Consider the following 23,999-nt stretch of genomic DNA (forward strand, 5'->3'; position numbering starts at 1 on the left):
TCAGGCCTGGCCTGGCAGTTGCCTACGCGCACAGGGCAGCACAAGAATGCCGTAAGGGCGAACGGGCGCTTCTAACGCTCTGCCTGCTGCTCGTTCAGCCAGCCCTCCAGCGCCTCGAGCGTAGCGGGGATGCTGGCCAGCAACACCTCGAGTTCGACGGCAGCCTCGTCACGAGGCCCGTCTCGTGCAAGACGCTTGAGGCGTTCGGCAATTTCGGCAAGACGGCGCCCGCCCAGGCTGCCCGACTCGCCCTTGATACGGTGCGCGACTTCCGCCAACGACACCATGTCGCCCTGCTCCAGGGCCGCCTGCAGATTTTCGGCGTGCTGTTGCAATTGCTCGCGATGCACGGCAAACAGGATGGAGAGTGCTCCCGGTCCCAGCGACTCCTGCAACTCACCAAGTACCTGCTCATCCATGATATCGGCCGGTACACTCTCCTCCCGCTTCACTCCCTGCTGACCGAACTTGGTTGGCCCCACCAGGCCATGTCTCAGCGCAGCCGCCAGCTCGATGCGTCGCAGCGGCTTGGCCAGGTAGTCGGTCATGCCGGCTGCCAGGCAGCGCTCACGTTCTGCCCCCGGGCCACCCGCGGTCATTGCCACGATCGGCACCCTGGCGCGCCAATCGTCCGCCGCGCGCAGCCGCCGAGTGGTTTCCAAGCCGTCCATGCCGGGCATCTGGACATCCATGAAGATCATGTCGTAAGCCCTCCGGCCGGCCAGCTCCAACGCCCTTCTTCCGCTGTCGGCCACGGTGACCCTGCATCCATGGCGCTCCAGCAGCGCCATGGCCACCTGCTGATTCACCGGATTGTCCTCGACCAGTAGCACCCTGCCTTCCAGTGCCGACTCCAGCATTGGCGGCTCGAGTGACTCTGGCTCGTGGTCACTATGTGCCGGCTCCAACGGCAGCTCGATCCAGAAACAGCTCCCTTCGCCGGGGCGGCTATCCACACCAATGAGGCCACCCATGGCCTCCGCCAGGCGCCGGCTGATGGCAAGCCCCAGGCCGGTACCACCGTAGCGCCTTGCCGTGGAGGCATCTCCCTGACGGAAGGGTTCGAAGAGCCAGTCCAGCTTGTCCGCCTCGATACCCGGACCGCTATCGCTGACTGCAAGGATCAGGCGTCCCTGCACACTCAGTGTCGCCTCGACGCGAACCTCGCCATGCTCGGTGAACTTGATGGCGTTGGAGAGCAGGTTGAGCAATACCTGTCGTAGCCTGGCTGGGTCTCCCATGACCTGCTCGGGCAGAACCGGCGCTATGTGAGTCACAAGCTCGAGCCCCTTGGCCTGAGCGCGTGGCATGAAGAGCCGGCAGGCATCCCCGATCAACATAGCCAAACGGAACGGGCGCCGCTCGAGTTCCAGCTTGCCCGATTCGATCTTGGAGAAATCGAGGATGTCGTTGATCAGCTCCAGCAGGCGAGCTGCACTGACATGCAGGGTACGGACATATTCCCGTGACTGCGCATCGATCGGCTGATCCAGCAATAGATCGCTCATGCCGATGACACCGTTGAGCGGCGTACGGATCTCGTGGCTCACTGTGGCCAGAAACTCCGACTTCGACTGACTGGCGGCCTCGGCCCGGTGGGCGGTGGTCTGGAGCTTGCGGCTCAGCGCCTCCAGTGAACGACGCGCCTCGGCATTGTCCCGCGCCTCTCGCACCAGGAAGACAGCCACCAGTATCGCGGCCAGACTCATGGCCAGGATCAGCGCCAATAGCAGGGCATAAAGTGTCTGCAGAACTTCGCGGTCACGGGTCGCCGATTCGGCAAGGTGGGCATTGATGGCAATGATCAGTTGCTCGGTCAGCCCCCCTACCCGCTCCAGCCGGTCGGACAAGACCCAGCGCTCCTCCTCCTCGAGCTGGACGATCTCCTTGAGCAGGAGGTCAAGGTCATCCATGAGCACGATCAAGTCGGGCAGGAGCCGATTGACCAGAGGGACCTCGGCCAAGAGCTGGTTGACATCACCCCGCTGCAACATGTTGATACGGCTGTAGATCAGTTCGAAGCGCAGTTGCAGCGCCTCGAGCGAGCGTGCGTTTCCCGCCCTCCACGCCAGGTCGCTACGAAGTTGGATGATATCCCGGTCGAGCTTGTAGGCATGCCAGGTGGCATCTCCGATCACGCTCTGATGGAGTTCTTCCTGACGCCAGGCGGCCAGCCCCACCACCACCAGAGCGGCAGTGAAGAATATCAAGGCCGCTGCCGCCCCCAGCCTCAGCCGTAACGGATGGCGCAGCATGCGACGGCAGCCCTTGCCTGGATTCGACAAGCGTCACGGGACATGGACGCTGCCCACATGCCACACCGAACGGTGGCGAATGGTTTCGTTGAGTAGTTCCGGCTGTTCATCGAAGGGGTAGAGCACGAACATCGGCCCCAGGTCGCGTACCTCAATGGGCTCGCCGTCGCGCTTGATGGCCAGGATGACGTCATAGTCGTGAAAGTCCGATACCGGCACCTCGGACTCATACTCGTTGAGCGCCTGCACCCGCACGTGTTCGCTCTGCGTGCCAGCCGCCTCCAGCAAGGCGCGCAGCAGCGGTCCCTCGAAGCGACCGACTCCCTCGGTCCAGGGAGTGCTCGTCTCGATCGATCGTGACGGAATCGACATCAGCATCTCCCGATCGAGATGCAGCTCATCGCCAACGTTGGGGTGGCCGATGTTGCCCGTCACCCTGAGCAGCACTTCCCCTTCGGGAGGAGGTAACGGATCAGCCATCACGAGCAGTGGGGCGCTGGAGAGAAGCAACAGGCTAAGGGTCAGGACTGCGCGACATGGCCGTAATGATGGCATCTGGGGGCTTCCGTGTTCATTGGAAGCCCCCAGCCTACGCGAATCACAAGGAAAGTTCAGTTTAGAACGAGAAAACTTCTCAAACGGCAGGGAAACCCCCTGCCAGATCCATCTTCACGAAGCTACCTTGTCCACCGGCTCACAGCGCACCAGATCCTCATAGGCATGCCAGCTGGCATGTCCCAGCACCGGCAGTATCAGCGCCAGGCCGATATAGAAGGTCAGCACGCCGATCAGTACGCAACCGGTCAGGATGGCTGCCCACAGCAACATCGGCCGGAAGTTGCGCGCGACGGTACGCACGCTGGCTTCAATGCCTTCCATGAAGGTCAGGTCCTGATCCATCAGCGTCGGGACGGCGACCACGCTGATGGCAAAGGCCCCGAATGCCAGCACGGCGCCCACGGCGGTACCCACGGCGATCAGGCCAAGCCCGTCCGGCGTGGTCAACAGCGAGGCATAGAGTTCCGCCGCCCCCGGCGCCTCGAAGCCAAAGAAGAGCGCGAACAGCAGCGTGGCCAGGCGGATCCAGGCGAGGAAGAAGATCATCATCATCACGCCCATCATGGCCAGTTGCCCCGCGTGGGGACGCCAGGCGCCAAAGGCGTCGCCAAGGTGCGGTGCGCGGCCTTCCTCGAGCGCACGGCTGATGCCGTAGGAACCGACCGCCACCAGCGGGCCCATGAACATGAAGCCCGCCACCAGCGGCAGCAGCCAATGCCACAGGTCGAGCACGATGGCACCCGCCGTGATGGCGATACTCAAGCCGACCCAGAACATGCCGTAGGCGAGACTGACCGCCGTAGCCCGACGGAAGTCCTCGAAGCCGGCCACCAGCCAGGCCCGAGGCCTGTCCATGCCGATCGGATTGATCGTGATCTTGACGTTGGGAGTGGAGGAGTGTCCGGCGCTTCTTGTGGCTGCATTCATTGTCATACCCCGTCTGGTCGCCATGAGAAGGACGATGTGTGCGTCTTTCCGGCCGGGAGGTCCGGACGACGTCTTGTTGTCGTACAGCTCTACTGTAGTTGACCGCGCGCAAGGCTGCTGCGCAAAGTTGTCAACGCAGCGAGAGATATCGTGCCTCCTCCGTTACGTCACTGTGCCAAGCGCCATGGCCCGAGGCCTGATCCCGGCGTTTCGGGAATAAGACTGTCGTTGAGACGCCATATTCAGGCATAAGAGAATGCCGAAGTATTCTTTCTGGCACTTCGCTTTTGCCTCTAACATTCCGTTTACCAATCATTAACCAAAAGACAACGCCATCAGGGAGCCTGTCGATGAAACGGTCCATTCGCAAGGCGGCCGCACCGATACTGGGCGCGCTGCTGTACGTGGGAATCACCTCCGCGGGTCTCGCCGAGGATAACTTCTCTTCCGAGCAGACCGCTCTCATGGCATCTGCCTGCGCCAACTGCCATGGCACAGATGGACGCCTGGTTGGCAGTGTTCCGACCATCGCCGGGAGGCCTGCCGCAGTCCTCGAAGCGCGGCTGCTCGCGTTCAAGCATGAAGAAGTGGGCGACACCACCATCATGGACCGTATCGCCAAGGGTTTCACCGACGAAGAACTCGCCGCCCTGGCCGGCCATTTTGCCGCCATCGACCCGCAAGCCGACCAGGTTTTTGCAACAGAACAAGAACCGCAGGAGTAAGAGGCGCGCCATGACAAATCATTCTCAACGTTCCGGCCTCGACCGCCGACAATTGCTCAAAGGCCTGGGCGCCGCTTCGCTGCTGCCGCTGGTCGGTGGCATCACGCCCTTTGCCATCGGCGGCCAGCATGCCGGCAAGGTAGTCGTGGTAGGTGGCGGCTTCGGTGGTGCCACCGCAGCCAAGTATCTCAAGCGTGCCAATCCGGCGATCGAGGTCATCCTGGTCGAGCCGGCGGAGACCTTCTACACCTGCCCCTTCAGCAACCTGCATCTGGGCGGGCTGCGCAGCATGGACGCCATCTCGCATGGCTATGACGAGCTGCAGGATCGCTACGGCGTTCGCGTGATCCATGCCATGGTCGAGGATGTCGACGCCACCGCCCATACGGTACGCCTCTCCACCGGAAGCGAGCTGGACTATGACCGGCTTGTCCTCTCCCCGGGTATCGACATCCGTTGGAATGCTCTGGAGGGTTATGACGAGGAAGCCGCCGAAAAGGCCCCTCATGCCTGGAAGGCAGGCACCCAGACGGAGCTGCTTCGCGCCCAGTTGGAAGCCATGGAGGACGGCGGCACCTTCGTCATGGTGGCTCCGGCAAACCCCTTCCGCTGTCCGCCCGGCCCCTACGAGCGCGCCAGCCTGGTGGCCAACTACCTGGCCCAGTACAAGCCGAAATCCAAGGTGCTGATCCTCGACGCCAAAGACAACTTCTCCAAGCAAGGGTTGTTCATGGAAGGCTGGGAGCAGCTCTATGGCGACCGCATCGAATGGGTGGGGCTCTCAGGCGATGGCCGTGTGACCCGAGTCGACGCCGACCGGCTGGAAGTCGAGACCGAGTTCGGCACCGTTCATCAGGCAGACGTGCTCAACGTGATTCCACCGCAGAAGGCCGGCTGGATCGCCGAGCGCGCCGGCGTGACCGACGACTCCGGCTGGGTACCGGTCAAGCCGGAAACCTTCGAGTCGCAACAGGTCGAGGATATCTTCGTCATCGGCGACGCTGCCGTTGCCGCGCCGATGCCCAAGTCGGGCTTCTGTGCCAACGCCCAGGCCAAGGTCGTGGCGGCTGCCATCGCTGCCTCGCTGGAGTCGCGCCCAGCTCCCGAAGCGTACTGGACTAACACCTGCTACAGCCTGGTCGGCCCGGGGTACGGCATCTCGGTGGCCGGGGTCTATCGCGTACTGGACGGTGTCATTGCCGAAGTCGAAGGAGCCGGCGGCCTGAGCCCGCTGGGGGCCCCCGATGCCACACGCGCCCTGGAAGCCGAATACGCCGTCGGCTGGTACAACGCCATCTGCCAGGACACCTGGGGCTCCGAGGCCTGACACCCTGACGCAGCGAGGCGTTATACTGCTCGGCCATCGAGGCTGGCACGCCATCATGAAGGGCCATCTGCAGGTGGCCCTTTTTCGCTTGTCGTCACCCTGTTTGTCATCATCTTGCTTGAGGAGCCGTTCACCATGAGCCATACCGAGCTGGTCGTCTGGGTGGGGCTCGCGCTCGGTCTGATCTTCGGTGCCGTTGGCCAGCTCTCCGGCTTCTGCCTGCTGCGTGGGCTTGCCAACGCCACGCAGGGCGACACGCGCAAGCTGCGCGCCTTCGCCCTGGCCATGGGCGTGGCCCTACTCGGCAGTCAGGGGCTGGCCGCGGCGGGCCTGGTGTCGCTCGACGCCTCGCTGTATGCGACCCCCTCCCTTGCGTGGCTGGCGGTCCCCCTCGGTGGCCTGCTCTTCGGCTACGGCATGGCCCTGGCCAACGGCTGTGGCGCCCGTGCCCTGGTGCTTCTCGGCGGCGGCAATCTGCGCAGTTTCTTGGTGCTGGTGTGCCTGGGCCTGACCGCCTACATGGCGCTGTCCGGCGTACTCGCCCCCCTGCGCCTATGGCTCGAAAGCAGCACCAGTCTGACCCTGCCGGCCTCCAGCCTGCCACGGCTGATCGGCCTACCCGGCTGGTTGCTGGCCCTTGTCCTCGGTGGAGGCCTGGCTGCCTGGGCCTTCGCCGGACGGGATTTTCGCGCTTCGCCACGCGACTGGTTCGCAGGCCTCGTCATAGGCACCCTGATCCCTGCCGGCTGGTTCGCCACCGGCGTGCTCGGCTTCGACGACTTCGAGCCGGTGCGCCTGGCCAGCCTCACCTTCGTCGCACCCATCGGCGAGTCGCTGCAATACCTGATGCTTTCTACCGGCACCCGCCTCGGCTTCGGCGTCAGCGTGGTGGGTGGTGTACTGCTGGGGGCACTGGCCACGGCACTGATACGGCGCGATTACGAGCTGCGCGCATTCGACTCCCCGGCACACATGCTGCGCAGCATGGCCGGAGGAGCACTGATGGGCGCGGGCGGCGTCCTGGCGCTGGGTTGCTCCATCGGCCAGGGACTCTCTGGCTTCTCGACCCTGTCGCTCACCTCCTTCGTCGCCGTGGCAGGCATCGTGCTGGGGGCCTGGCTGGGAATCCGCAAGCCACTGGCGTTGTCCAAATCATGACCCTATTGGAGAAATCCATGCGCTCGTTCCGCTTCGCTCGTCAGGGCATTTCTCGCCGCCGCCTGCTGCGCGACCTGATCGTCGCCGGGGCCGGTTTCAGCCTAGCTGTGCTCGCCATGCCTGCGCTGGCCAGCGAAGCCTGGCAGCGTCTGGAAGTCGCTCAACGTCTGCTCGGCGACAGCGAGCCTCACACACGAGGGCTCACGCTCGATCTACCGCATGTCTCCGAGGATGGCTCTGCCGTGCCGCTGACGGTCAGCTTCGACGCCGAACTGGAAGAAGGCGACTACATCGAACGCATCGATCTGTTCGCCGATGCCAACCCGTCGCCCGAGATCGCCACCTTCCGTCTCACTCCGTTGAATGGCAAACCGGAGGTATCCACCCGGGTGCGACTCAACGAGACCCAGGAAGTGATCGCCATCGCCACCAGTCACCAGGGCGAGCGCTACGTTGCCTCCCGCGAGGTGCGTATCACCGTGAGCGGCTGTCTGATGCGCAACGGTGGAGAGATGCCGGACCCGCTCTCCAATCCGCGCGTCAGCGTCTCATCCGGGCTCGCCGCAGGCGAACCCGGCGAAGTGCGCACGCTGATCAACCATCCCATGGAGACAGGGCTGCGCGAGGAGGACGACGGCACTACCGTGCCACGCCATATCATCGAGCGCTTCAGCGTCTCGCTCAATGGCGACATCGCCTTCGAGGCGGAGCTCCACCAATCGGTTTCCGCCAACCCCTACCTGCGCTTCTTCCTGGCGCCGCAGGAGAGTGGCGAGGCCGAGCTCACCTGGCAGGACGACACCGGCGAAACGGCCCGGCATGTGGCCGAACTCGACGTCTCCTGATCGATCCCGCCCCGCTCACCTTGCATAAAAGCAAAGACCCGGCCGTTGGCCGGGTCTTTGCTTCATGCCATACAGGCGTTCAGCGCACGATCATCACCGACATCTTGGAATGATGCACAACATGCTCGGCGTTGGGGCCCAGCACGTAGTCGGCGAACTTGCGCTTGTTGTGCGAGGCCATGACGATCAAGTCGACCCCGAGCTTCTTGGCCACCTTGACGATCGCTTCCCAGGGCGAGCCGTCGACAATCACCGACTGGACCTTGATGTCGTCGGGCACATGCTCCTTGATGAAGCGATGCTGGGCCTCAGACAACGCTTGGTGTGCCTTCTTGGCGAAATCGCTCGGGAAATAGGAGCCGACCAGCGGCATGTGGTAGTCCGGCAGCACCGTCACCACGTGCAGCGAGGCCTCGAAAGTGCGGCACAGGGTCAGCGCCGTAGGCAGCGCCTTGGCCCACGAGGACTCCTCGTTGAGGTCCACTGACAGCAGAATCTTCTTGTACATCCTTTCCCCCTCCTCAAGCGGCGTGGGCGGTCGACGGCTGCTGCTGACGACGGCGACGCTGCAGCAGCACGACCAAGCCGAACACCAGGAAGCCCGGAATCCACATCCACTCCTTGGCCCAGCGATCCACCGGTGCCATCACCTCGATAATCTGCTGGTCGAAGTCGAAGCCGAGATCCGCCGCCAGGCTACCGAACTCGACGAGATCGACGGTGGCTTCATCCCCCTCGACCCACAGCTCCATACCCAGCCGCTCCATGCGCTCCTCGGCCGTGTCACCACGTGGCACCGGCACCAGAATGTAGGTGGTCATGGGGTCGCCGAAGGCATCCTCGCCGGCAATCTGTACGCGTAGCTGGCTGCCATCGTCCACGGAGGCCAATGCCTGGGCGAACTCGGCCGGCGGAACCGACTCGTAGGGGTCGTGAATCCTGTCCATCCAGTAGCCGGGGCGGAACAGGGTGAAGGCGACGAGCAGCAGCAGGATGGACTCGTACCAGCGATTGCGAACCAGGAAGTGGCCCTGGGTACCCGCGGCGAAGATCAACATGGCGATGGTGGATATGATGAATATCACTATCCCTTGGAGCCATCCCACGTCGATCAACAGCAGGTCGGTGTTAAAGATGAACAGGAACGGCAGCGCCGCGGTGCGCAGGCTGTAGTAGAACGCCTGGAAGCCGGTACGCAGCGGGTCGCCACCGGAGACGGCGGCCGCCGCGAACGATGCCAGCCCCACCGGGGGCGTCACGTCGGCCATGATGCCGAAGTAGAACACGAACAGGTGCACTGCGATCAACGGCACGATCAGGCCATTCTGCTGGCCTAGCAGCACGATCACCGGCGCCATCAGTGCCGATACCACGATGTAGTTGGCGGTGGTGGGCAAACCCATGCCGAGGATCAGGCTGAGCACGGCGGTGAGCAGCAGGATCAGCATCAGGTTGCCCATGGCCAGGATCTCGACCACGTCGGCCAGTACCAGTCCCACGCCTGTCTGCGAAACCGCCCCCACCACGATGCCGGCGGTGGCGGTGGCGATACCAATGCCGATCATGTTGCGGGCGCCGGCTACCAGACCGTCCCACAGATCGAGCAAGCCTTCCTTGATGTCGGCTGCGAGCTGGCTGCGACCGCGGAACAAGGCGGTGATGGGCCGCTGGGTGAGCATGATGAAGATCATGAACACGGTGGCCCAGAAGGCCGAAAGCCCCGGCGAGAGGCGCTCCACCATGAGACACCAGACCAGCACGATCACCGGCAGGATGTAATGCAGGCCCACCATGACCGTGGGTCGGGTCTGCGGCAGCGTAATCACCTTGGAGTTGGGATCGTCGAGTTCCAGCTCCGGGTAGAACGAGCCGAGCTTGAGCAGGCCCACATAGACGGCAGCCAGGATGACACCCACCACCCAGGGCGTGGCATCGCCGAGCACCGGCTTGAGCCAGCCAAGGCCGAAGTAGACAGCAAACGAGAGCGCCATCAGCAGGATCAGGCCAGTCAGGAAGCCGATTGCCTTGTTGAGGAAAGGACGCACCGGGTTGCTCGACGGCAGGCCTTTCATGTCAGCCTTGAGCGCCTCGAGATGCACGATGTAGATCAGCGCAATATAGGAGATCACCGCCGGCAGGAAGGCATGCTTGATCACCTCCACATAGGAGATGCCAACGTACTCGACCATCAAAAAGGCCGCCGCCCCCATTACGGGTGGCATGATCTGGCCGTTCACCGAAGACGACACCTCCACCGCGCCGGCCTTCTCGGCCGAGAAGCCGACCCGCTTCATCATCGGAATGGTAAAGGTGCCGGTAGTGACGGTATTGGCGATGGAGGAGCCGGAGATCAGGCCGGTCATGCCGGAGGCAACAACGGCCGCCTTGGCCGGCCCGCCTTTATAGTGTCCGAGCAGCGAGAAGGCGACCTTGATGAAATAGTTGCCGGCCCCGGCCTTGTCGAGCAGGGCGCCGAACAATACGAACAGGAACACGAAACTGGTGGAGACACCAAGCGCGATGCCGAACACGCCTTGGGTGGTCAGCCACTGGTGATTGATCAAGCCGTAAAGGCTGACGCCGCGATGGGCCAGGATGCCCGGCATGTAGGGGCCGAACAGCGAATAGAGCAGGAACAGCGAGGCCACGATGGCCAGCGGTGGCCCTAGCGCCCGGCGGGTCGCCTCGAGCAGCACCAGGATACCTACTACGCCCACGATCACGTCGCGCAGGATCGGCGACCCAGGGCGATTGGAGAGTTCGGCATAGTAGAGAAAGATATAGGCGGCGCAGAAGGCGCCCACCAGCGCCAGCACCCAGTCCTGGATCGGAATGCGGTCGCGAGGCGAACGCTTGAACGCAGGATAGGCCATGAACGCCAGGAACATGGCGAAGGCCAGATGAATCGAGCGCGCCTCGGTGGCGTTGAAGACCCCGAAGCGGAACATGAATGGCAGCGGCGAGGCAATCCAGAGCTGGAACAGCGACCAGGCAGCCGCCACGCCGACCAGCAGCTTTCCAGGGGCTCCCAGCGGCTTGCGCGCCCCGGTATCGCTCGAGGCCACCATATCCTCGAGATCGGCCTCTGGCATGTGTGGATTTGTTTTTTCGTTAGTCATTACCGTTGTGCCCCATGATCGCTTTGGCTCTTGAAGATTGCCGACTCCAGGAGACGATTCATTCCAGGCCAGTGGCCGTTCCAAACGTATGCGCGGACCCCAAGGGTCCGCGCATATCACCAGAGGGAGTCTTTACCCCTCAACGCCACATCACTCGATCCAGCCACGCTCACGATAGTAGCGAGCGGCACCGTCATGCAGAGGTGCGGTCAGGCCATCGGAGATCATGTCCTCTTCGTTGAGGTTCTCGAACGCCGGATGCAGACGCTTGAAGCGATCGAAGTTCTCGAACACCGCCTTGACGGTTTCGTAGATGACTTCTTCATCGACGGCAGTGGAGCTTACGAAGGTTGCCGCCACGCCGAAGGTCTCGACATCCTCGTCGTTACCACGGTACAAGCCGCCGGGGATAACCGAACGGGTGTAGTAGGGATACTCCTCCACCAGGGCGTCGATCTCGTCACCGGTCACCGGGATGAGACGTGCGTCGATGGTAGTGGTGGCCTCCTGAATGGAGCCGTTGGGATGCCCTACCACATAGACCATGGCGTCGATGTTGTTGTCGGCCAGGGCGGCAGCCTGCTCGGCGGCATCCAGCTGGGAAGCCAGAGAGAAGGTATTGGTGTCCCAACCCATGGCCTCCATCACCACGTTCATGGTGTTGCGCTGGCCGGAGCCTGGGTTGCCGATGTTGACACGCTTGCCGGGGAAGTCGGTGAAGTGCTCGATACCGGAATCGGCACGCGCAACCACGGTCAGCGGTTCGCCGTGCATGGTGAAGACAGCACGCATGTCTTCCCAGGCGCCGTCGGATTCGAAGTTGGATTCGCCATGGTAGGCGCGATACTGGACATCGGACTGCACCACGCCCATGTCGAGTTCGCCGCTACGCATGCCGTTGACGTTGGCCACGGAACCGCCCGTGGACGGGGCATTACAGCGAATGTTGTGCTCGTCGCTGCCGCGATTCACCATGCGACAGACGGACTGACCCACCACGTAGTAGACGCCGGTCTGGCCGCCGGTACCGATGGTAATGAAGCGATCCTGCGCCACGGCCGGTGCAGAGAACATGGCGGCACCCAGGAGCGCTCCCGAGAAGGCTGCCGCGGAAAAAGCATGGCGTTTCATTAACTCACCTCATTGACATTATTGGCTAGCTGTCATTGCTGACAAGCAAGATCCCTGAGTAGCCAGGCCTGGGGCAACTGGCTGGCGGAAACTACCGTTCCCCTCTACTTTAGCGAAAAAAACGTAGAAGTGATGGGTCTTTTTCAATTGTGATTCTAGCCCGCCTTTTCGTTAAGTGTACGTTAATTCCTGATATGCATGCCCCATGAGCGTTCCTAACCGCCTGCCAATCCGACACCTCGGCCTGTGCGTATTGCAAGAATGGACGCTCAGGGCTGCACGACGGCGAAGCGAGGCACTCAGACTTGAATTCGTGACTGCTCACTGACCAGACTGTTACGACACGCTTCGAGGAGATATCACATGCCAGCCCAACTGGAGTGCCATCATGGCGATATCGCCAACCAGCCTGACATCGATGCCGTGGTCAACGCAGCCAATGCCGAATTACGCCCCGGCGGCGGCGTAGCCGGTGCTCTGCACCGGGCGGCTGGACCGGAACTGGACCGGGCTTGCCGCCCTCTGGCGCCGATCGAGCCCGGCCAAGCGGTGATCACCGAAGCCTTCGACTTGCCCAACCGCCATGTCATCCACTGCCTGGGGCCAGTCTACAGGCGCGACAAGCCGGAAGCGGAACTGCTGGCCGATTGTTACCGCAATGCCCTCGAACTGGCCGAACGGCACGGGATTTCCAGCCTTGCCTTTCCTGCCCTCTCCGCAGGTGCTTTCGGCTATCCGCTGGAGGAAGCCGCCCGCATCGCCGTTGTCACGGTACGCCAGGCGCTTCCCCGATGCCCCGGCATCGAACGGGTGCGCTTCGTGCTGTTCGACGCCGACATCACAGAGGTCTTCAAGCGCACACTGGAGGCTCAGGGCTAGACGTTGTAGCCAAGCGTGCGCGGCAACCACAGCGCGATTTCGGGGAAGATTGCGACCATGGCCAGTGCACTGCCCATGGCCAGCACGAACAGCAGCGCCCAGCCGACGGTCTGCTCCAGCCGAATTCTGGCAATATTGGTAGTCACCATCAGGTTGACCGCCACCGGTGGGGTGAACTGGCCGATGGCAATGTTCATTGCCAGCAGGATGCCGAACCACACCGGGTTCCAGCCGAAGTGCTGCATCACCGGTATCAGGATCGGCATCATGATCAGATAGATCGAGATGGCGTCGAGCAGCATGCCGGCGAGCAGTACCGCCAGCATGATCAGGATCAGCAAAAGCACGCCGTTGTCGGACAAGCCGATGATCCACTCCGCCAGGTGGCGGAAGGTGCCGAGCATGGTACCGGCCCAGGCGAAAATCCCGGCCAGGGCGATGATCAGCATCACCACGCCGGAGATCACCGCCGCCTCGCCGAGCAGATTCCAGAGGTCACGCAGCTTGAGCTCGCGGGTCAGGAACAGCCCCACCAGGGCGCCGTAGGCCACCGCCACTACTGCCGCCTCGGTGGGCGTGAACAGCCCCGAGCGTAGCCCGCCCAGGATCAACACCGGGGCGAACAGCGCCGGCAGGGCCTGCTTGAAGGTCTCCCCCACCTTGAGACGCTCCGCTCCTTCCACCGGCGTGCCGCTCTCCCAGCCCCGCCCTTCCCAACCATAGCGCTTCGAAACCAGCAGCGCCGGCACCAGCAGCGCCAGGCCGGCCAGGATGCCGGGGAAGAGACCGGCAGCGAACAAAGCCCGCAGGTCGACCCCGGGCACCACTATGGAGTAGAGAATCAACGCCACGGAAGGAGGGATCAGGATTGCCGTGGAGGCGGATGCGGCGATCAGTGTGGCCGAGAAGGGCTTAGGGTAGCCTGCCTTGGTCATGCTCGGCAGCATCACCATGGCCACCGCAGCGGCATCCGCCGGGCCGGAGCCACTCATGCCGCCCATGATCATGCATACCAGCACCGCTACTAGCGCCAGCCCGCCATGACGCGGCCCGATCAGGGCCTGAGCGAAACGCACCAGGCGCAGCGCCACCCCGGCGCGCTCGAAGATCAGGCCGGTCATGATGAACAGCGGTATCGCGATCAGTGGATACTTGGCGATGCTGTTGTAGGTGTTGGTGCCAAGCGTGGCCAGCATGTCCGGCGAGAGGCCGGAAACGATACCCACCGCCCCGGCCAATGCCAGCGAGAAGGCCACTGGTACACCGGCGATCAACAGGCCGGCAAAGGCCAGGATCATCCACAGGTCAGGGCTCATCGTCGAGCCTCCCGCGCAACCGGTCGATGGTCTGCTGCACCAGGCGCACCAGCATGGCCGCAGAGAGCAGCGGCAGCCAGGCGAGATACCACCACTGTGGCAGGCCAAGCCCCGGCGACAGCGACTGCCACTGGTACTCTTCCCAGGTCAACTTGGCACCGAACCAGGTAATCAACCCCAGCACGATGGCGCCGCACAAGCCCTGAAACAGGATCAGCGCAAGACGCGGCCCGGTCGGCAAGGCACGCTCGAGCATGCCAATGCGGATGTGGCCGTTGCGCCGCAGCGCCACCGAGGCGCCGGCGAAGGTCAGCACCACCAGGAGGAACACCGAGAACTCTTCGGTGAAGGCCAATGAGCCGCCGGTCACGTAGCGGGTGACGACGTTGCCCAGGCTGATCAGCGAAATGACGGCCAGCGCCAGCGAACCCAGCCAGCGCTCCGGCTTGGCATCGGGGGAGAACTTCATGACAGCCTCACAATGAAACGCCCGGCTCCACTTGCGGAACCGGGCTAGGCGTGGAAATGATGAGGCTTAGCGCTCCTCGATGGCCTGGCGCGCGGCTTCGACCAGTTCAGGGCCGATGCGCGGAGTCCACTTGTCATGCACGCTCTGGGTCGCATTGACGAAGGCACGATGCTGCTCTTCGGTGAGCTCCGTGACCTGCACGCCGCGCTCCTGGATGTCGGCCAGGCGCTCGCTTTCCTGCTCGCGGGTCATGGCGATCTCCCATTCGCCGGCCTCGATGGCGGCTTCACGCAGGATCTCGCGCTGCTCCTCGGAGAGCGACTCCCACACGCGCTGGTTGACGGCGAAGATCAGCGGGTCGTTCATGTAGTTCCACAGCGTCAGGTACTCCTGCCCTACCTGGTCGATGCGCGCCACATCGAATACCGAAAGCGGGTTTTCCTGACCGTCCACGGCGCCGGTGGTCAGTGCCGGCTGGGCATCGGTCCAGCTCATCTGAGTGGGATCGGCACCCAGGGCGGTGAAGGTGTCCTGGAACAACGGCGAGCCCACCACGCGGATCTTCAAGCCGCTGAGGTCGCCGGGCTCGGAGATGGGGCCGCGCGAATTGGAGAGCTGGCGAAAGCCGTTCTCACCCCAGGCCAGCGGAACCACACCGCGGGATTCGATGGCTTCGAAGATCATCTCGCCGGCAGTGCCGCCGGTCACGGCATCGACGGCGGACTCATCGGGCATGAAGAAGGGCAGCGAGAAGAGATTCAGCTCGGGCACCTGGGGCGACCAGTTGATGGTCGAGCCCACGGCCATGTCGATCAGGCCGGAACGCATCGCGGAAAACTCGCGAGTCTGGTCGCCAGCCACCAACTGCGAGTTGGGATAGACGCGCAGGGTGAGCTCCCCTCCCGTGCGCTCTTCGACCAGCTCCGCCCACTTTTCCGCCGCCTGGCCCCAGGGGAAGGCATCGGAAAGCACGGTGGAAACGGAAAGTTCGCGGGCCTGTGCCGAGAGCGATGCGGCCAGCACGGCGGCCCCGGCCAGGGCCGCTGCGAGACGGGAGATACGGCTTGCTGAATTCATGACGTGTCCTTGAGTCGTTGGCCGTCCTTCCGCGCTGGGGAGTCGGCTAATTCTTGATATTAGGGAGAATCGAGGATGCCCCCTCGCATTGTAAAGCGATAAGCGTTGAAGGGAAGGTGGACACGTCGAGCGAGGCCTTCGCGTGAGGTGGGGCTATAACTCCCTGACCCAGATATTACGGAAGCTGACTGCCGCATCGTGATCCTGAAGGTAAATGGGGGCACAGCCGTGGGCCTCATCGTAGTCAGGCTCGCCGATCCACTCGGTGGTGCCCTGGATCTCCACGTGATGCTGGACCAGCACTCCGTTGTGCAACACCGTGACGTAGGCGGCAGACTCGAGCTCTCCTGCTTGGTCGAAGCGTGGCGCGGTATAGAAGATGTCGTAGCTTTGCCACTCGCCGGGCGGGCGCGAGGCGTTCACCAACGGAATGTGCTGCTTGTAGACCGATGCTGCCTGGCCGTTGGGATAGGTGGCATTGTCATAAGAGTCGAGCACCTGGATCTCGTAGCGCTCCTGCAGGAACACACCACTGTTGCCACGGTCCTGGCCGTCCATGCCCTCGATATCGACGGGCGTGCGCCACTCCAGATGCAACTGCACGTCGCAGAACTCCTGCCGGGTGCGAATGCCCCCGGCGCCACGCTCCACCGTCATGGCCTCGCCTTCGTGCTGCCAGGGCGCGGAGCCACCCTCCTCGGCTTCCCAGGCGCTCAGATCGCTGCCATCGAACAGCACGATGGCATCCGACGGCACTCCACCTACCGGAGCTTCGACGACGGGTGGCACGGGCTCCCACACCTCGGTCTTTTCAGCCTGCTGCCAAGGCTCGAGCGCCTCGTTCGACGTGGCGTCGGCGCTGGCGGCCACGACAGCGAGCGCCATCAGGCTGGTGCCGGTAACCAGCGTCAGGGGAGTCGGCAAAAACAGGAATGTCGGTCGTTGCATCGTGTCTTCTCTCCAGAATGTCTCAATCGGATTGGGCAGTAGCCGGGTCAAGTGGTCGCCCAGGCGGGCTCTCCTTCCTCGTAGGGCGTACAGCCGTCATAGCGGCCCGGAGTGGCCTCGTAGCGCAGCACTTGCGTCGCTCCCACTTCTGATGTGAAGAATCCGAACAGTGTCAGTTGCTTCATCAGCGTGAAGTAGTGCGGCTCGCCGCTCGCCTCGACCTGCGCCTTGGCCTCGCGATCCAGCTCGACCACCAGGGCGCGCCGCTGCTCGTCGTCCAGCTCCAGGAAGCCACGCCCGTGCGCCGCGCGGCTGCGCGCCTCGATCTGGGCCAGGCCATGGCGGAACAGGCTCCGCTCCTGCGGTGTGTAGCAGGCGCTGACGAAGACGGTCATGAAGGCGCCTACCTCGGCGTCCTTGGCGCCGGGCGTATCGGTACGCGGCAAAATGGTCTCGGCCAGTTCATTCAGGCGCTCGATATCCGCGTCACTGAATCCTCGGTCGGGCTCACCGAGGGCGCTGAACGCGAGCAGCGAGTTGCCACCCACCAGCGCCGTGCCGGTGGCTACGGTGATCATCTTCAACAGTTCACGACGGTTCATGAGAGGTTCCCCCGCTTGAGCTCTTCCACCGCATGGTTCACCGCCCGGGCGGTCAGGGCCATGTAGGTCAGGGACGGATTGACGCAGGAGGAAGACGTCATGCAGGCACCATCGGTGACGAAGACGTTGGGGGCGTCCCACACTTGGTTGAAGCCATTGAGCACCGAGGTCGACGGATCGCGCCCCATGCGGGCGGTACCCATCTCATGAATGCCCATGCCCGGCGCGTAGTCGCGTTCCTCGCCCTTGACGTTGCGTACCCCGGCGGCTTCGAGCAGATCGACGGCGTCCTGGACCATGTCCACGCGCATGTCGCGCTCGTTCTGCTTGAGTTCCACGTCGACCGCCAGCACCGGCAAGCCCCACTTGTCGCGCACACTGTGATCAAGGGAAATACGGTTCTCGTGATAGGGCAGCATCTCGCCGAAGCCGGTCATGCCGATGGTCCACCCCCCCGGTTGGCTGAGCGCTTGCTTGAGTTCGACGCCGATGTTGAGTTCGGCGATCTCACGATCCCAGCTCAGGCGACTCGCCGCGCCCTGGTAACCGAAGCCACGCACGTAGTCGCGCCGTTCGTCATCGACGTTGCGAAAGCGGGGAATATAGAAGCCGGCGGGGCGCCGCCCGAAGTAGTACCTGTCGAGATAACCCTCCACGTCGCCGCTGGCACCGCAGCGAAAGTGATGGTCCATCACGTTGTGGCCCAGTTCGCCGCTGCTGCTGCCCAGGCCACCCTCCCAGACGTCGGTGGCGGAGTTCATCAGGATCCAGGTGGAGTTGAATGCCGAGGCGTTCAGGAACACCACATCGGCGGTGTATTCATAGGTCTGGTGATTCTCCGCGTCGATCACTTCGACGCCGCGGGCGCGCTGGCGGTCCTTGTCGTACAGCACCTGACTGACGATCGAGAAGGGTCGCAGCGTCAAGTTGCCCGTCTTCATCGCCGCCGGCAGCGTGGCCGACTGGGTGCTGAAATAGGCACCGTAGGGGCAGCCCAGCCAGCACTTGTTGCGATACTGACAGTCGACCCGATTCTGCTCGGGCTTCGGCTGGGTGATGTTGGCCACCCGACTGTGGATCAGGCGGCGGCGACCATCGAAGGCCTCTTCGATGCGCTTGGCGACATCCTTCTCCACACAGTTGAGTTCGATGGGCGGCAGGAACTCGCCATCAGGGAGGATATCGAGCCCCTCACGCGTTCCGGCGATGCCAGCGAAGCGTTCGACATAGTCGTACCAGGGCGCCAGGTCCTCATAGCGAATGGGCCAATCGACCGCTATCCCCTCGCGCTGATTGGCCTCGAAGTCCATGGGACTGAGCCGGTAACTCTGCCGCCCCCACATCAGCGAGCGGCCTCCCACGTGGTAGCCGCGAAACCAGTCGAAGCGCTTTCTTTCCACATAGGGACTGGCCTGCTCGTCGGCCCAGAGGCCCAGGGTCGACTCGTTCAACGGATAGTCGCGCTGCAGTACCGGAAATCTCTCCTTCATTTGCTGAGTGGCGTGGTTGCGGTGCGGATAGTCCCAGATCTCCTTGTGCGCATTCTGGTAATCCTTGACGTGCTCGATGTTCCGCCCGCGCTCCAGCAGCAGGACCTTGAGCCCTTTTTCGGTCAATTCCTTGGCGGCCCAGCCGCCGCTGATACCTGAACCAACCACGATGGCGTCGTAGTGATTATTTGCCATGGCGCGCTACCTTTATTGTAGAAATAACTTGATATTACTTACGTCGATTCATACGTCGCAGAGTTGTACCGCTGCCTGCAGTGACTCGAACTTCTCTTGGGCATTTTCTCGGTCGGGGATGAACTCTTGCGCGACATACCCTTGATACCCGGTGTCCCGTATTGCACGACAAATAGCCGGATAGTTGAGCTCCTGACTGGCATCTATTTCGTGCCGATCGGGTACTCCGGCCGTGTGGTAATGACCGAAATAACGATGGTTTTCGCGAATGGTGCGAATGATGTCACCCTCGCTTATCTGCATGTGATAGATGTCGTAGAGCAGCTTGAAGCTGGGCGAATCCAGACGACGACAGAGTTCGATTCCCCAGGCGGAGTTGTCACACAGGTAGTCGGGATGGTCGACCTTGCTGTTGAAGAGTTCCATCTGCAGCACGACACCTTTCTCCTCGGCTCGGCCCAGAATATGCTTCAAGCCGACCTCGGCATTGTCCAACCCCACCTCCGGGCCCATGCCGCGTGCGTTGCCGCTGAAGCAGATCAGGTTTGTGTAGCCCGCCTCGCTGACAAGGTCGATGTGGGCGAGATAGCGCTCGACCAGCGCCGAGTGAAAGCGGGCGTCCCCCCAGCCATCCTCCAGGCTCAGTTCCGCACCATTGCACATGGAAGCGTCGAGCCCATGCCGCTTCAGTACTGGCCACTCCTCCGGCCCCACCAGGTCGATGGCCGAAATGCCCACTCGTCCCGCTAGCTGGCAGAGCTCTTCGAGAGACAGGAAATCGAAGGTCCAGCGCGCCACGGCATGGCGTATATTGCCCTTGAGTTCACGTGTCGTCAGGCCTTGCTCGGCGAGCGCACGCGTACCGAAGGCAGCCACTGCGGCCAATCCGCCAATGCCGGTCACGGTATGGCGCAGCAAATCGCGCCGGTCGATGGGATCAGTCGTCATGACGTGCCTCATGATCGTCTACGTGGAGAGCGTTACGGTTCACTCGTCACTGAGCGTCGCGAGTTCGCTACGCAGAAAGTCGTGGCCTTCGGTGATGACGGCTTCGGCATCGAGCGGCATGTCGTGCTCGATGATGTACCACTCCACCCCGGCTCGATCGATGGCGGGAAGTAACGAATCCCAATCCAGCACGCCCTGACCCAGGGTGGCGAAACCCCGCTCCTCCTCGGCAGTACCCTGGGAAGCATTGTCCTTGGCATGAACGGCGAACAATCTGTCCTCCACGCGCGTTACGTATTCGGCAGGGTCCAGGCCGCCACGCGCGACCCAGGCGACATCAAGCTCCACCAGCAGCTCAGGCCCGGCGGCATCGAGCATATGCTCGAGCGCGGTTTTATCCTCGAGAATCTCCATTTCGAAGTCGTGGTTATGGTAGGCAAGCCGGAAACCCTCCTCGCTCAACTGGGAGGCGATGTCGCCGAGTTCACGCCCTAGTTCCTGCCAGCCCTCGGCGTCGGTGGGTCGCGCCTGTTCGTCGAGATAAGGCAGGGTCAGGACGTCGTTGCCAACCGTACGATTGAAGGCGACCGTCTCATCCAGGCGATTCCTCAAATCGTCCAACGGGACATGGCTGGATATCACCTTCAGCTCATGCTCAGCGAGCAGGGCATCGAGCTCCTCTGCGCTGACGCCCTGGGTGCCCACGGTCTCTATGGCTTGAACACCCGAACGCCTGACGGCAGCCAACTGCTCCTCAAGATCACCGAAGTCGCGCAGTGTGTACATCTGCACGGCAATCGGAAATTCCGTGGCATCCTCTTGGGCAATAGCCGAGTGATTCATGCCGGCAGCCGTCATGATTCCTGCCACCATCATGGCAGAAAACTTCCACTTGAAAAGTCGAGTGGGGATATCCATATGCGTCTCTTGTCTCGTTATGATGAATTGTTCTTTCACCCGAATACACAAGGATCCCTTGCAGATGGTGTAGATATTTACCATCCGTTCTCTATCGCCATGGTTTTTTTATCCTTCTCCCATGCCAAAATGTAATCGGTTACATTTTTTTAGTTCATGCCAAGGATGACTGCAAGTCATGACAGCGAGCTGACGTTCCAGCAATTCAAAAAATGTCTTAATCGATTAACACAGTACGCTCAACTCTTTGTTTTCACATATTTAAAATGTAACAAGCCCAGGGAGTATACTTTGGTATAATAATAGCCCACGGTAGCCACCCCATTCGAATAGAGCGGCTATCGGCTGCTCCAATGAAGCTCCGAACCATTAGCCAGCGTGCCACCCTCAGCGCCCTTTTTTTGCGCAAATCGGATGGCTGGAACAGGAAGATTGCGTTGCAAGCGCTACGATCATATCCAGCAGGCCGGTGAGAGCGTTTTTTCTCGAAAGGGAAAGTCGATATCATTGCCGACCGTAGCCGCACTTCTTTCTACCCATGTGCCTCTCCCGTGGAGGCCATGACGTGCGGAGCATTAACTCAACTGCCGAGCCCCATGACATCAAGCGACATGTTCATGGGCACGGCCACTGCAAGGACCTGCCGTGCCGCTGCGCGACCTGCTGCTGGGCCTTTCGATCGTTGCGATCTGGGCTCTCAACATCATCGTCATCAAGCTGGGCGTTCAGGAACTGCCGCCGCTGCTGCTGACCACCCTGCGCTTCCTGCTGGTGGCAGCCTTGCTGGTGCCCTTCCATCCCGTGGCGCGACACCAACTGCCCTTTCTGGTACTGCTGTCGGCCACCTTCGGTACCCTGCACTTCGCCCTGCTGTTCATTGGCCTGGGGCATGCAGAGGCCGGCACCGGTGCACTGCTGGTGCAGATGGGCACGCCTTTCGCCACGCTGCTGGCGGTGATCTTCCTGGGCGAGAGGCTGAGCGCCAAGCGGCTGGTCGGACTCGTGCTGTCATTCGGCGGGGTGATGGTTCTGGCTGGCGGCCCCAGCCTGCCCTCACCGCTGCCCATGGCTCTGCTGCTGCTGAGCGCATTCGGTTGGGCAGTGTCGCAGTTGTTGATCAAGAAGGGGCCCAATATCGCCCCCATGGGGTTGGCAGGCTGGACCGCGCTGTTCGCCGTGCCCCAGGTGGCACTCGGCTCCTGGTGGTTCGAGCGCGACCAGTTCGACGCCATGGCGGCTGCCGGCTGGTTCGGTTGGGGAGCGGTGTTCTATACCGCGGTGATGTCGTCGATCGTTGCCTACGGCATATGGTACGGCTTGCTGCGCCGCCATCCGGTGAGCCGGCTGGCCCCGCTGAGCCTGCTGGTCCCGGCGGGCGCCGTGGTGTTGGGCATCATACTGCTGGGGGAAAGCCTGAACGCCCACATCGCCTTCGGTGGCGCCATGGTCATCGCCGGCGTGGCGCTGATCGTGATTCGTTTCCGGGCCTTATTCGGCCGCTGACGGGCAGCTCCCCTGGCTCCCAGGCCAGCTCACGCAGGCGCCTTCCTCGATGCCACGCGCCTCGAAGTAGCCGGCGTTGACCTCCAGCGCGGCGTGGTAGACAGCGCCGGCCACGGTGACCGGACAGTCGTAGGGGTTGCGCGAAGCACACGGCTGCATGGTATGCAGGGCGGCAATACGGCCGTCTACATCGATGAAGGCGATATCTAGCGGAATGCGGGTGCGGTACATCCAGAAACCGCCCTGGGGCGGCTGTGCCTCCTGGTAGAGGAACAGCATGCCGGCCTCCGGGGCAAGGTGGTCACGATCCATCAAGCCCTTCTGCCGCTCGGCCGAGGTGCGCGCCAGCTCCACCTCCAGCCGGTGGCGCTCCTCGCCTACGTGAATTTCCAGCGGAGCACGCTGGAGCGTCGAGGCCTCGTCGGCTGCAGCCGGCGGTTGCTGCCAGGCCAGCAGCATGGCCAGGATGAGGCCCTGCGCCAGCCGAACGGCAAATGAACCATGAAGGGGCAGCGTCATATCACTTGCTCAGGCTCACTTTGGCACCTTCACCTTGCCCGAGGATCGCCATCAAGTCGATACGCGTCTCGCGGATGGACAGATCAAGCAGCCCCTCCAGTGCCTGGAGGTGGTCGTGTATGCAACGCCGCGCCGCCTCGCCATCGCCCTCACGCAGGTGGGTGAACAGCGTCGGGTGGTCCTCGGCAAGGTAGCAACTGGCCAGCCCTGCACGCTTGTACAGCGCGATGACAATGGAGGTGCGCAGGATCAGATCGGTCAGCATGGCCCCGAGTACCCGGTTGGGCGAATGCTCGGCCAGCAGATGATGAATGGCCAGCGAACGCTCGATACGCGTGGCTTCATCACCACGGGCATGGGCATCGGCCTCCTGCTCGATCAGCGATTCGATGGTCGCCAGTCGCTCGCTGTCGAGGCGGCCCGCCAGCAGCGCCGCCACCTCGCCCTCTACCAGACGGCGGGCGGCAAAGGTCTCGCGGGTTTCCTCGATGCTCGGCGCGCGCACCCGAGCCACCTGGTTGGGCTGCTGGCTGACGACATGATCGGCAGCCAGCCGGGTCAGGGCCTTGCGCACCACCGAGCGGCTGACGCCGAAGATATCGCCCAGCGCCACTTCCGGCAGGCGAGTACCGGGCGGCAAGCGCTGCGTCAGTACAGCGCTGCGCACCTTGTCGACGATGAAGCGGTCGCTGATCCGCCCTCCGGCACGCGTCTCGGCGGCAATTTCGTCCTGCCAGGTAGTGCTCATGAGTGACCCTCATCCCTTGTTCATGAGCTTACCTTCGCATGTTTCGCCCATCCTGGCCACACGAAACCGACTTCCTGTATACAAAAATCAGGCCAATCCGTGCTTCTCGGAGACATCGAGTATCTTCAGGGTATTGGTCCCACCGTGGGCGTTCATGTGATCGCCCCGGGTCAGGATGACATGATCCCCCGCTTCGGCAATCCCCTTCTCCACCAGTAGCGCCAGCGCCCGGTCGTTGAGTTCGCTGGCCGCCATCGTGCTGGTGTCGAACGGCAGCGAGACCACGCCGCGGTAGAGTGCCATGCGCCGCTGGGCGATGGGGCTGTGGGCCAGCCCGACGAT

The 23,999-nt window shown here is 62.7% G+C and carries 23 protein-coding genes; 6 read left to right on the top strand and 17 right to left on the bottom strand.

The window, feature by feature from the left end; genetic code table 11:
• Positions 1-71: 71 nt before the first annotated feature.
• From SPH52_RS10250 to SPH52_RS10260, 3 genes are all read right to left on the bottom strand, one after another.
• Entirely contained in the window at positions 72-2,255 is a 2,184-nt protein-coding gene (locus SPH52_RS10250) for an ATP-binding protein (protein ID WP_411794919.1), read from the bottom strand.
• Positions 2,256-2,288: 33 nt separating this feature from the next.
• On the bottom strand, positions 2,289-2,810 hold the full coding sequence (locus SPH52_RS10255) for a molybdopterin-dependent oxidoreductase (protein WP_411794920.1): 522 nt from the start codon (positions 2,808-2,810) through the stop codon (positions 2,289-2,291).
• Between the two features lie 114 nt (positions 2,811-2,924).
• Positions 2,925-3,740, bottom strand: a complete 816-nt coding sequence (locus SPH52_RS10260) for a DUF2189 domain-containing protein (protein ID WP_411794921.1) — start codon at positions 3,738-3,740, stop codon at positions 2,925-2,927.
• 350 nt (positions 3,741-4,090) lie between these two features.
• On the opposite strand from SPH52_RS10260, the gene SPH52_RS10265 reads away from it, so the two are divergent.
• The 4 genes from SPH52_RS10265 (at position 4,091) to soxZ (ending at position 7,795) form a co-directional block, all read left to right on the top strand.
• Entirely contained in the window at positions 4,091-4,465 is a 375-nt protein-coding gene (locus SPH52_RS10265) for a c-type cytochrome (protein WP_411794922.1), read from the top strand.
• Positions 4,466-4,475: 10 nt separating this feature from the next.
• On the top strand, positions 4,476-5,792 hold the full coding sequence (locus SPH52_RS10270) for an FCSD flavin-binding domain-containing protein (RefSeq protein WP_411794923.1): 1,317 nt from the start codon (positions 4,476-4,478) through the stop codon (positions 5,790-5,792).
• A gap of 135 nt (positions 5,793-5,927) precedes the next feature.
• A complete protein-coding gene (locus tag SPH52_RS10275; protein WP_411794924.1) occupies positions 5,928-6,950 on the top strand; it encodes a YeeE/YedE family protein in 1,023 nt (340 codons plus the stop codon).
• Between the two features lie 17 nt (positions 6,951-6,967).
• Positions 6,968-7,795, top strand: coding sequence for a thiosulfate oxidation carrier complex protein SoxZ (soxZ, locus tag SPH52_RS10280; protein ID WP_411794925.1), 828 nt, complete (start codon positions 6,968-6,970; stop codon positions 7,793-7,795).
• 79 nt (positions 7,796-7,874) lie between these two features.
• Here soxZ and SPH52_RS10285 read toward each other — a convergent pair whose 3' ends face one another.
• From SPH52_RS10285 to SPH52_RS10295, 3 genes are all read right to left on the bottom strand, one after another.
• A complete protein-coding gene (locus SPH52_RS10285) occupies positions 7,875-8,303 on the bottom strand; it encodes a universal stress protein (protein WP_411794926.1) in 429 nt (142 codons plus the stop codon).
• Positions 8,304-8,316: 13 nt separating this feature from the next.
• Positions 8,317-10,887, bottom strand: coding sequence for a TRAP transporter permease (locus SPH52_RS10290; RefSeq protein ID WP_411794927.1), 2,571 nt, complete (start codon positions 10,885-10,887; stop codon positions 8,317-8,319).
• Between the two features lie 177 nt (positions 10,888-11,064).
• Positions 11,065-12,045 carry a TAXI family TRAP transporter solute-binding subunit gene (locus SPH52_RS10295; protein ID WP_411794928.1) on the bottom strand — a complete coding sequence of 327 codons (981 nt, stop codon included), beginning with the start codon at positions 12,043-12,045 and terminating at the stop codon, positions 11,065-11,067.
• A 363-nt stretch (positions 12,046-12,408) separates the two neighbouring features.
• On the opposite strand from SPH52_RS10295, the gene SPH52_RS10300 reads away from it, so the two are divergent.
• Positions 12,409-12,924, top strand: a complete 516-nt coding sequence (locus SPH52_RS10300; protein ID WP_411794929.1) for a macro domain-containing protein — start codon at positions 12,409-12,411, stop codon at positions 12,922-12,924.
• Here the strand turns inward: SPH52_RS10300 and SPH52_RS10305 are convergent.
• From SPH52_RS10305 to SPH52_RS10340, 8 genes are all read right to left on the bottom strand, one after another.
• Positions 12,921-14,240 (bottom strand): TRAP transporter large permease, encoded by a 1,320-nt coding sequence (locus tag SPH52_RS10305; protein WP_411794930.1) that lies wholly within the window; start codon positions 14,238-14,240, stop codon positions 12,921-12,923. The genes SPH52_RS10300 and SPH52_RS10305 overlap by 4 nt on opposite strands.
• On the bottom strand, positions 14,230-14,709 hold the full coding sequence (locus SPH52_RS10310) for a TRAP transporter small permease (RefSeq protein ID WP_411794931.1): 480 nt from the start codon (positions 14,707-14,709) through the stop codon (positions 14,230-14,232). Before SPH52_RS10310 ends, SPH52_RS10305 begins: the two co-directional genes overlap by 11 nt.
• 66 nt (positions 14,710-14,775) lie before the next feature.
• The gene (locus tag SPH52_RS10315) at positions 14,776-15,786 is read right to left on the bottom strand and encodes a DctP family TRAP transporter solute-binding subunit (RefSeq protein ID WP_411794932.1); all 1,011 of its coding nucleotides are present in this window, start codon (positions 15,784-15,786) and stop codon (positions 14,776-14,778) included.
• A gap of 153 nt (positions 15,787-15,939) precedes the next feature.
• Complete coding sequence (locus SPH52_RS10320) at positions 15,940-16,734, bottom strand: DUF1080 domain-containing protein (protein WP_411794933.1); 795 nt, start codon at positions 16,732-16,734, stop codon at positions 15,940-15,942.
• Between the two features lie 47 nt (positions 16,735-16,781).
• Positions 16,782-17,336 carry a gluconate 2-dehydrogenase subunit 3 family protein gene (locus SPH52_RS10325; RefSeq protein WP_411794934.1) on the bottom strand — a complete coding sequence of 185 codons (555 nt, stop codon included), beginning with the start codon at positions 17,334-17,336 and terminating at the stop codon, positions 16,782-16,784.
• Positions 17,333-19,021, bottom strand: a complete 1,689-nt coding sequence (locus tag SPH52_RS10330) for a GMC oxidoreductase (RefSeq protein ID WP_411794935.1) — start codon at positions 19,019-19,021, stop codon at positions 17,333-17,335. The genes SPH52_RS10325 and SPH52_RS10330 overlap by 4 nt, the downstream gene beginning before the upstream one ends.
• A gap of 48 nt (positions 19,022-19,069) precedes the next feature.
• Entirely contained in the window at positions 19,070-19,969 is a 900-nt protein-coding gene (locus SPH52_RS10335; protein ID WP_411794936.1) for a hydroxypyruvate isomerase family protein, read from the bottom strand.
• A gap of 39 nt (positions 19,970-20,008) precedes the next feature.
• Positions 20,009-20,887 carry a sugar phosphate isomerase/epimerase family protein gene (locus SPH52_RS10340; RefSeq protein WP_411794937.1) on the bottom strand — a complete coding sequence of 293 codons (879 nt, stop codon included), beginning with the start codon at positions 20,885-20,887 and terminating at the stop codon, positions 20,009-20,011.
• A gap of 645 nt (positions 20,888-21,532) precedes the next feature.
• On the opposite strand from SPH52_RS10340, the gene SPH52_RS10345 reads away from it, so the two are divergent.
• Positions 21,533-22,390: a DMT family transporter gene (locus SPH52_RS10345; RefSeq protein WP_411794938.1), complete on the top strand. Its 858-nt coding sequence runs from the start codon at positions 21,533-21,535 to the stop codon at positions 22,388-22,390.
• Here SPH52_RS10345 and SPH52_RS10350 read toward each other — a convergent pair.
• From SPH52_RS10350 to SPH52_RS10360, 3 genes are all read right to left on the bottom strand, one after another.
• Positions 22,376-22,909 (bottom strand): DUF192 domain-containing protein, encoded by a 534-nt coding sequence (locus SPH52_RS10350; RefSeq protein WP_411794939.1) that lies wholly within the window; start codon positions 22,907-22,909, stop codon positions 22,376-22,378. The genes SPH52_RS10345 and SPH52_RS10350 overlap by 15 nt on opposite strands.
• A 1-nt stretch (position 22,910) precedes the next feature.
• Positions 22,911-23,657 (bottom strand): GntR family transcriptional regulator, encoded by a 747-nt coding sequence (locus SPH52_RS10355; RefSeq protein ID WP_411794940.1) that lies wholly within the window; start codon positions 23,655-23,657, stop codon positions 22,911-22,913.
• Between the two features lie 87 nt (positions 23,658-23,744).
• Positions 23,745-23,999 (bottom strand): pyruvate kinase alpha/beta domain-containing protein (locus SPH52_RS10360; protein WP_411794941.1); only part of this gene is annotated, 255 nt, incomplete at its 5' end.

This window comes from Halomonas sp. A29, from assembly GCF_046723295.1.
Classification (GTDB): domain Bacteria; phylum Pseudomonadota; class Gammaproteobacteria; order Pseudomonadales; family Halomonadaceae; genus Halomonas.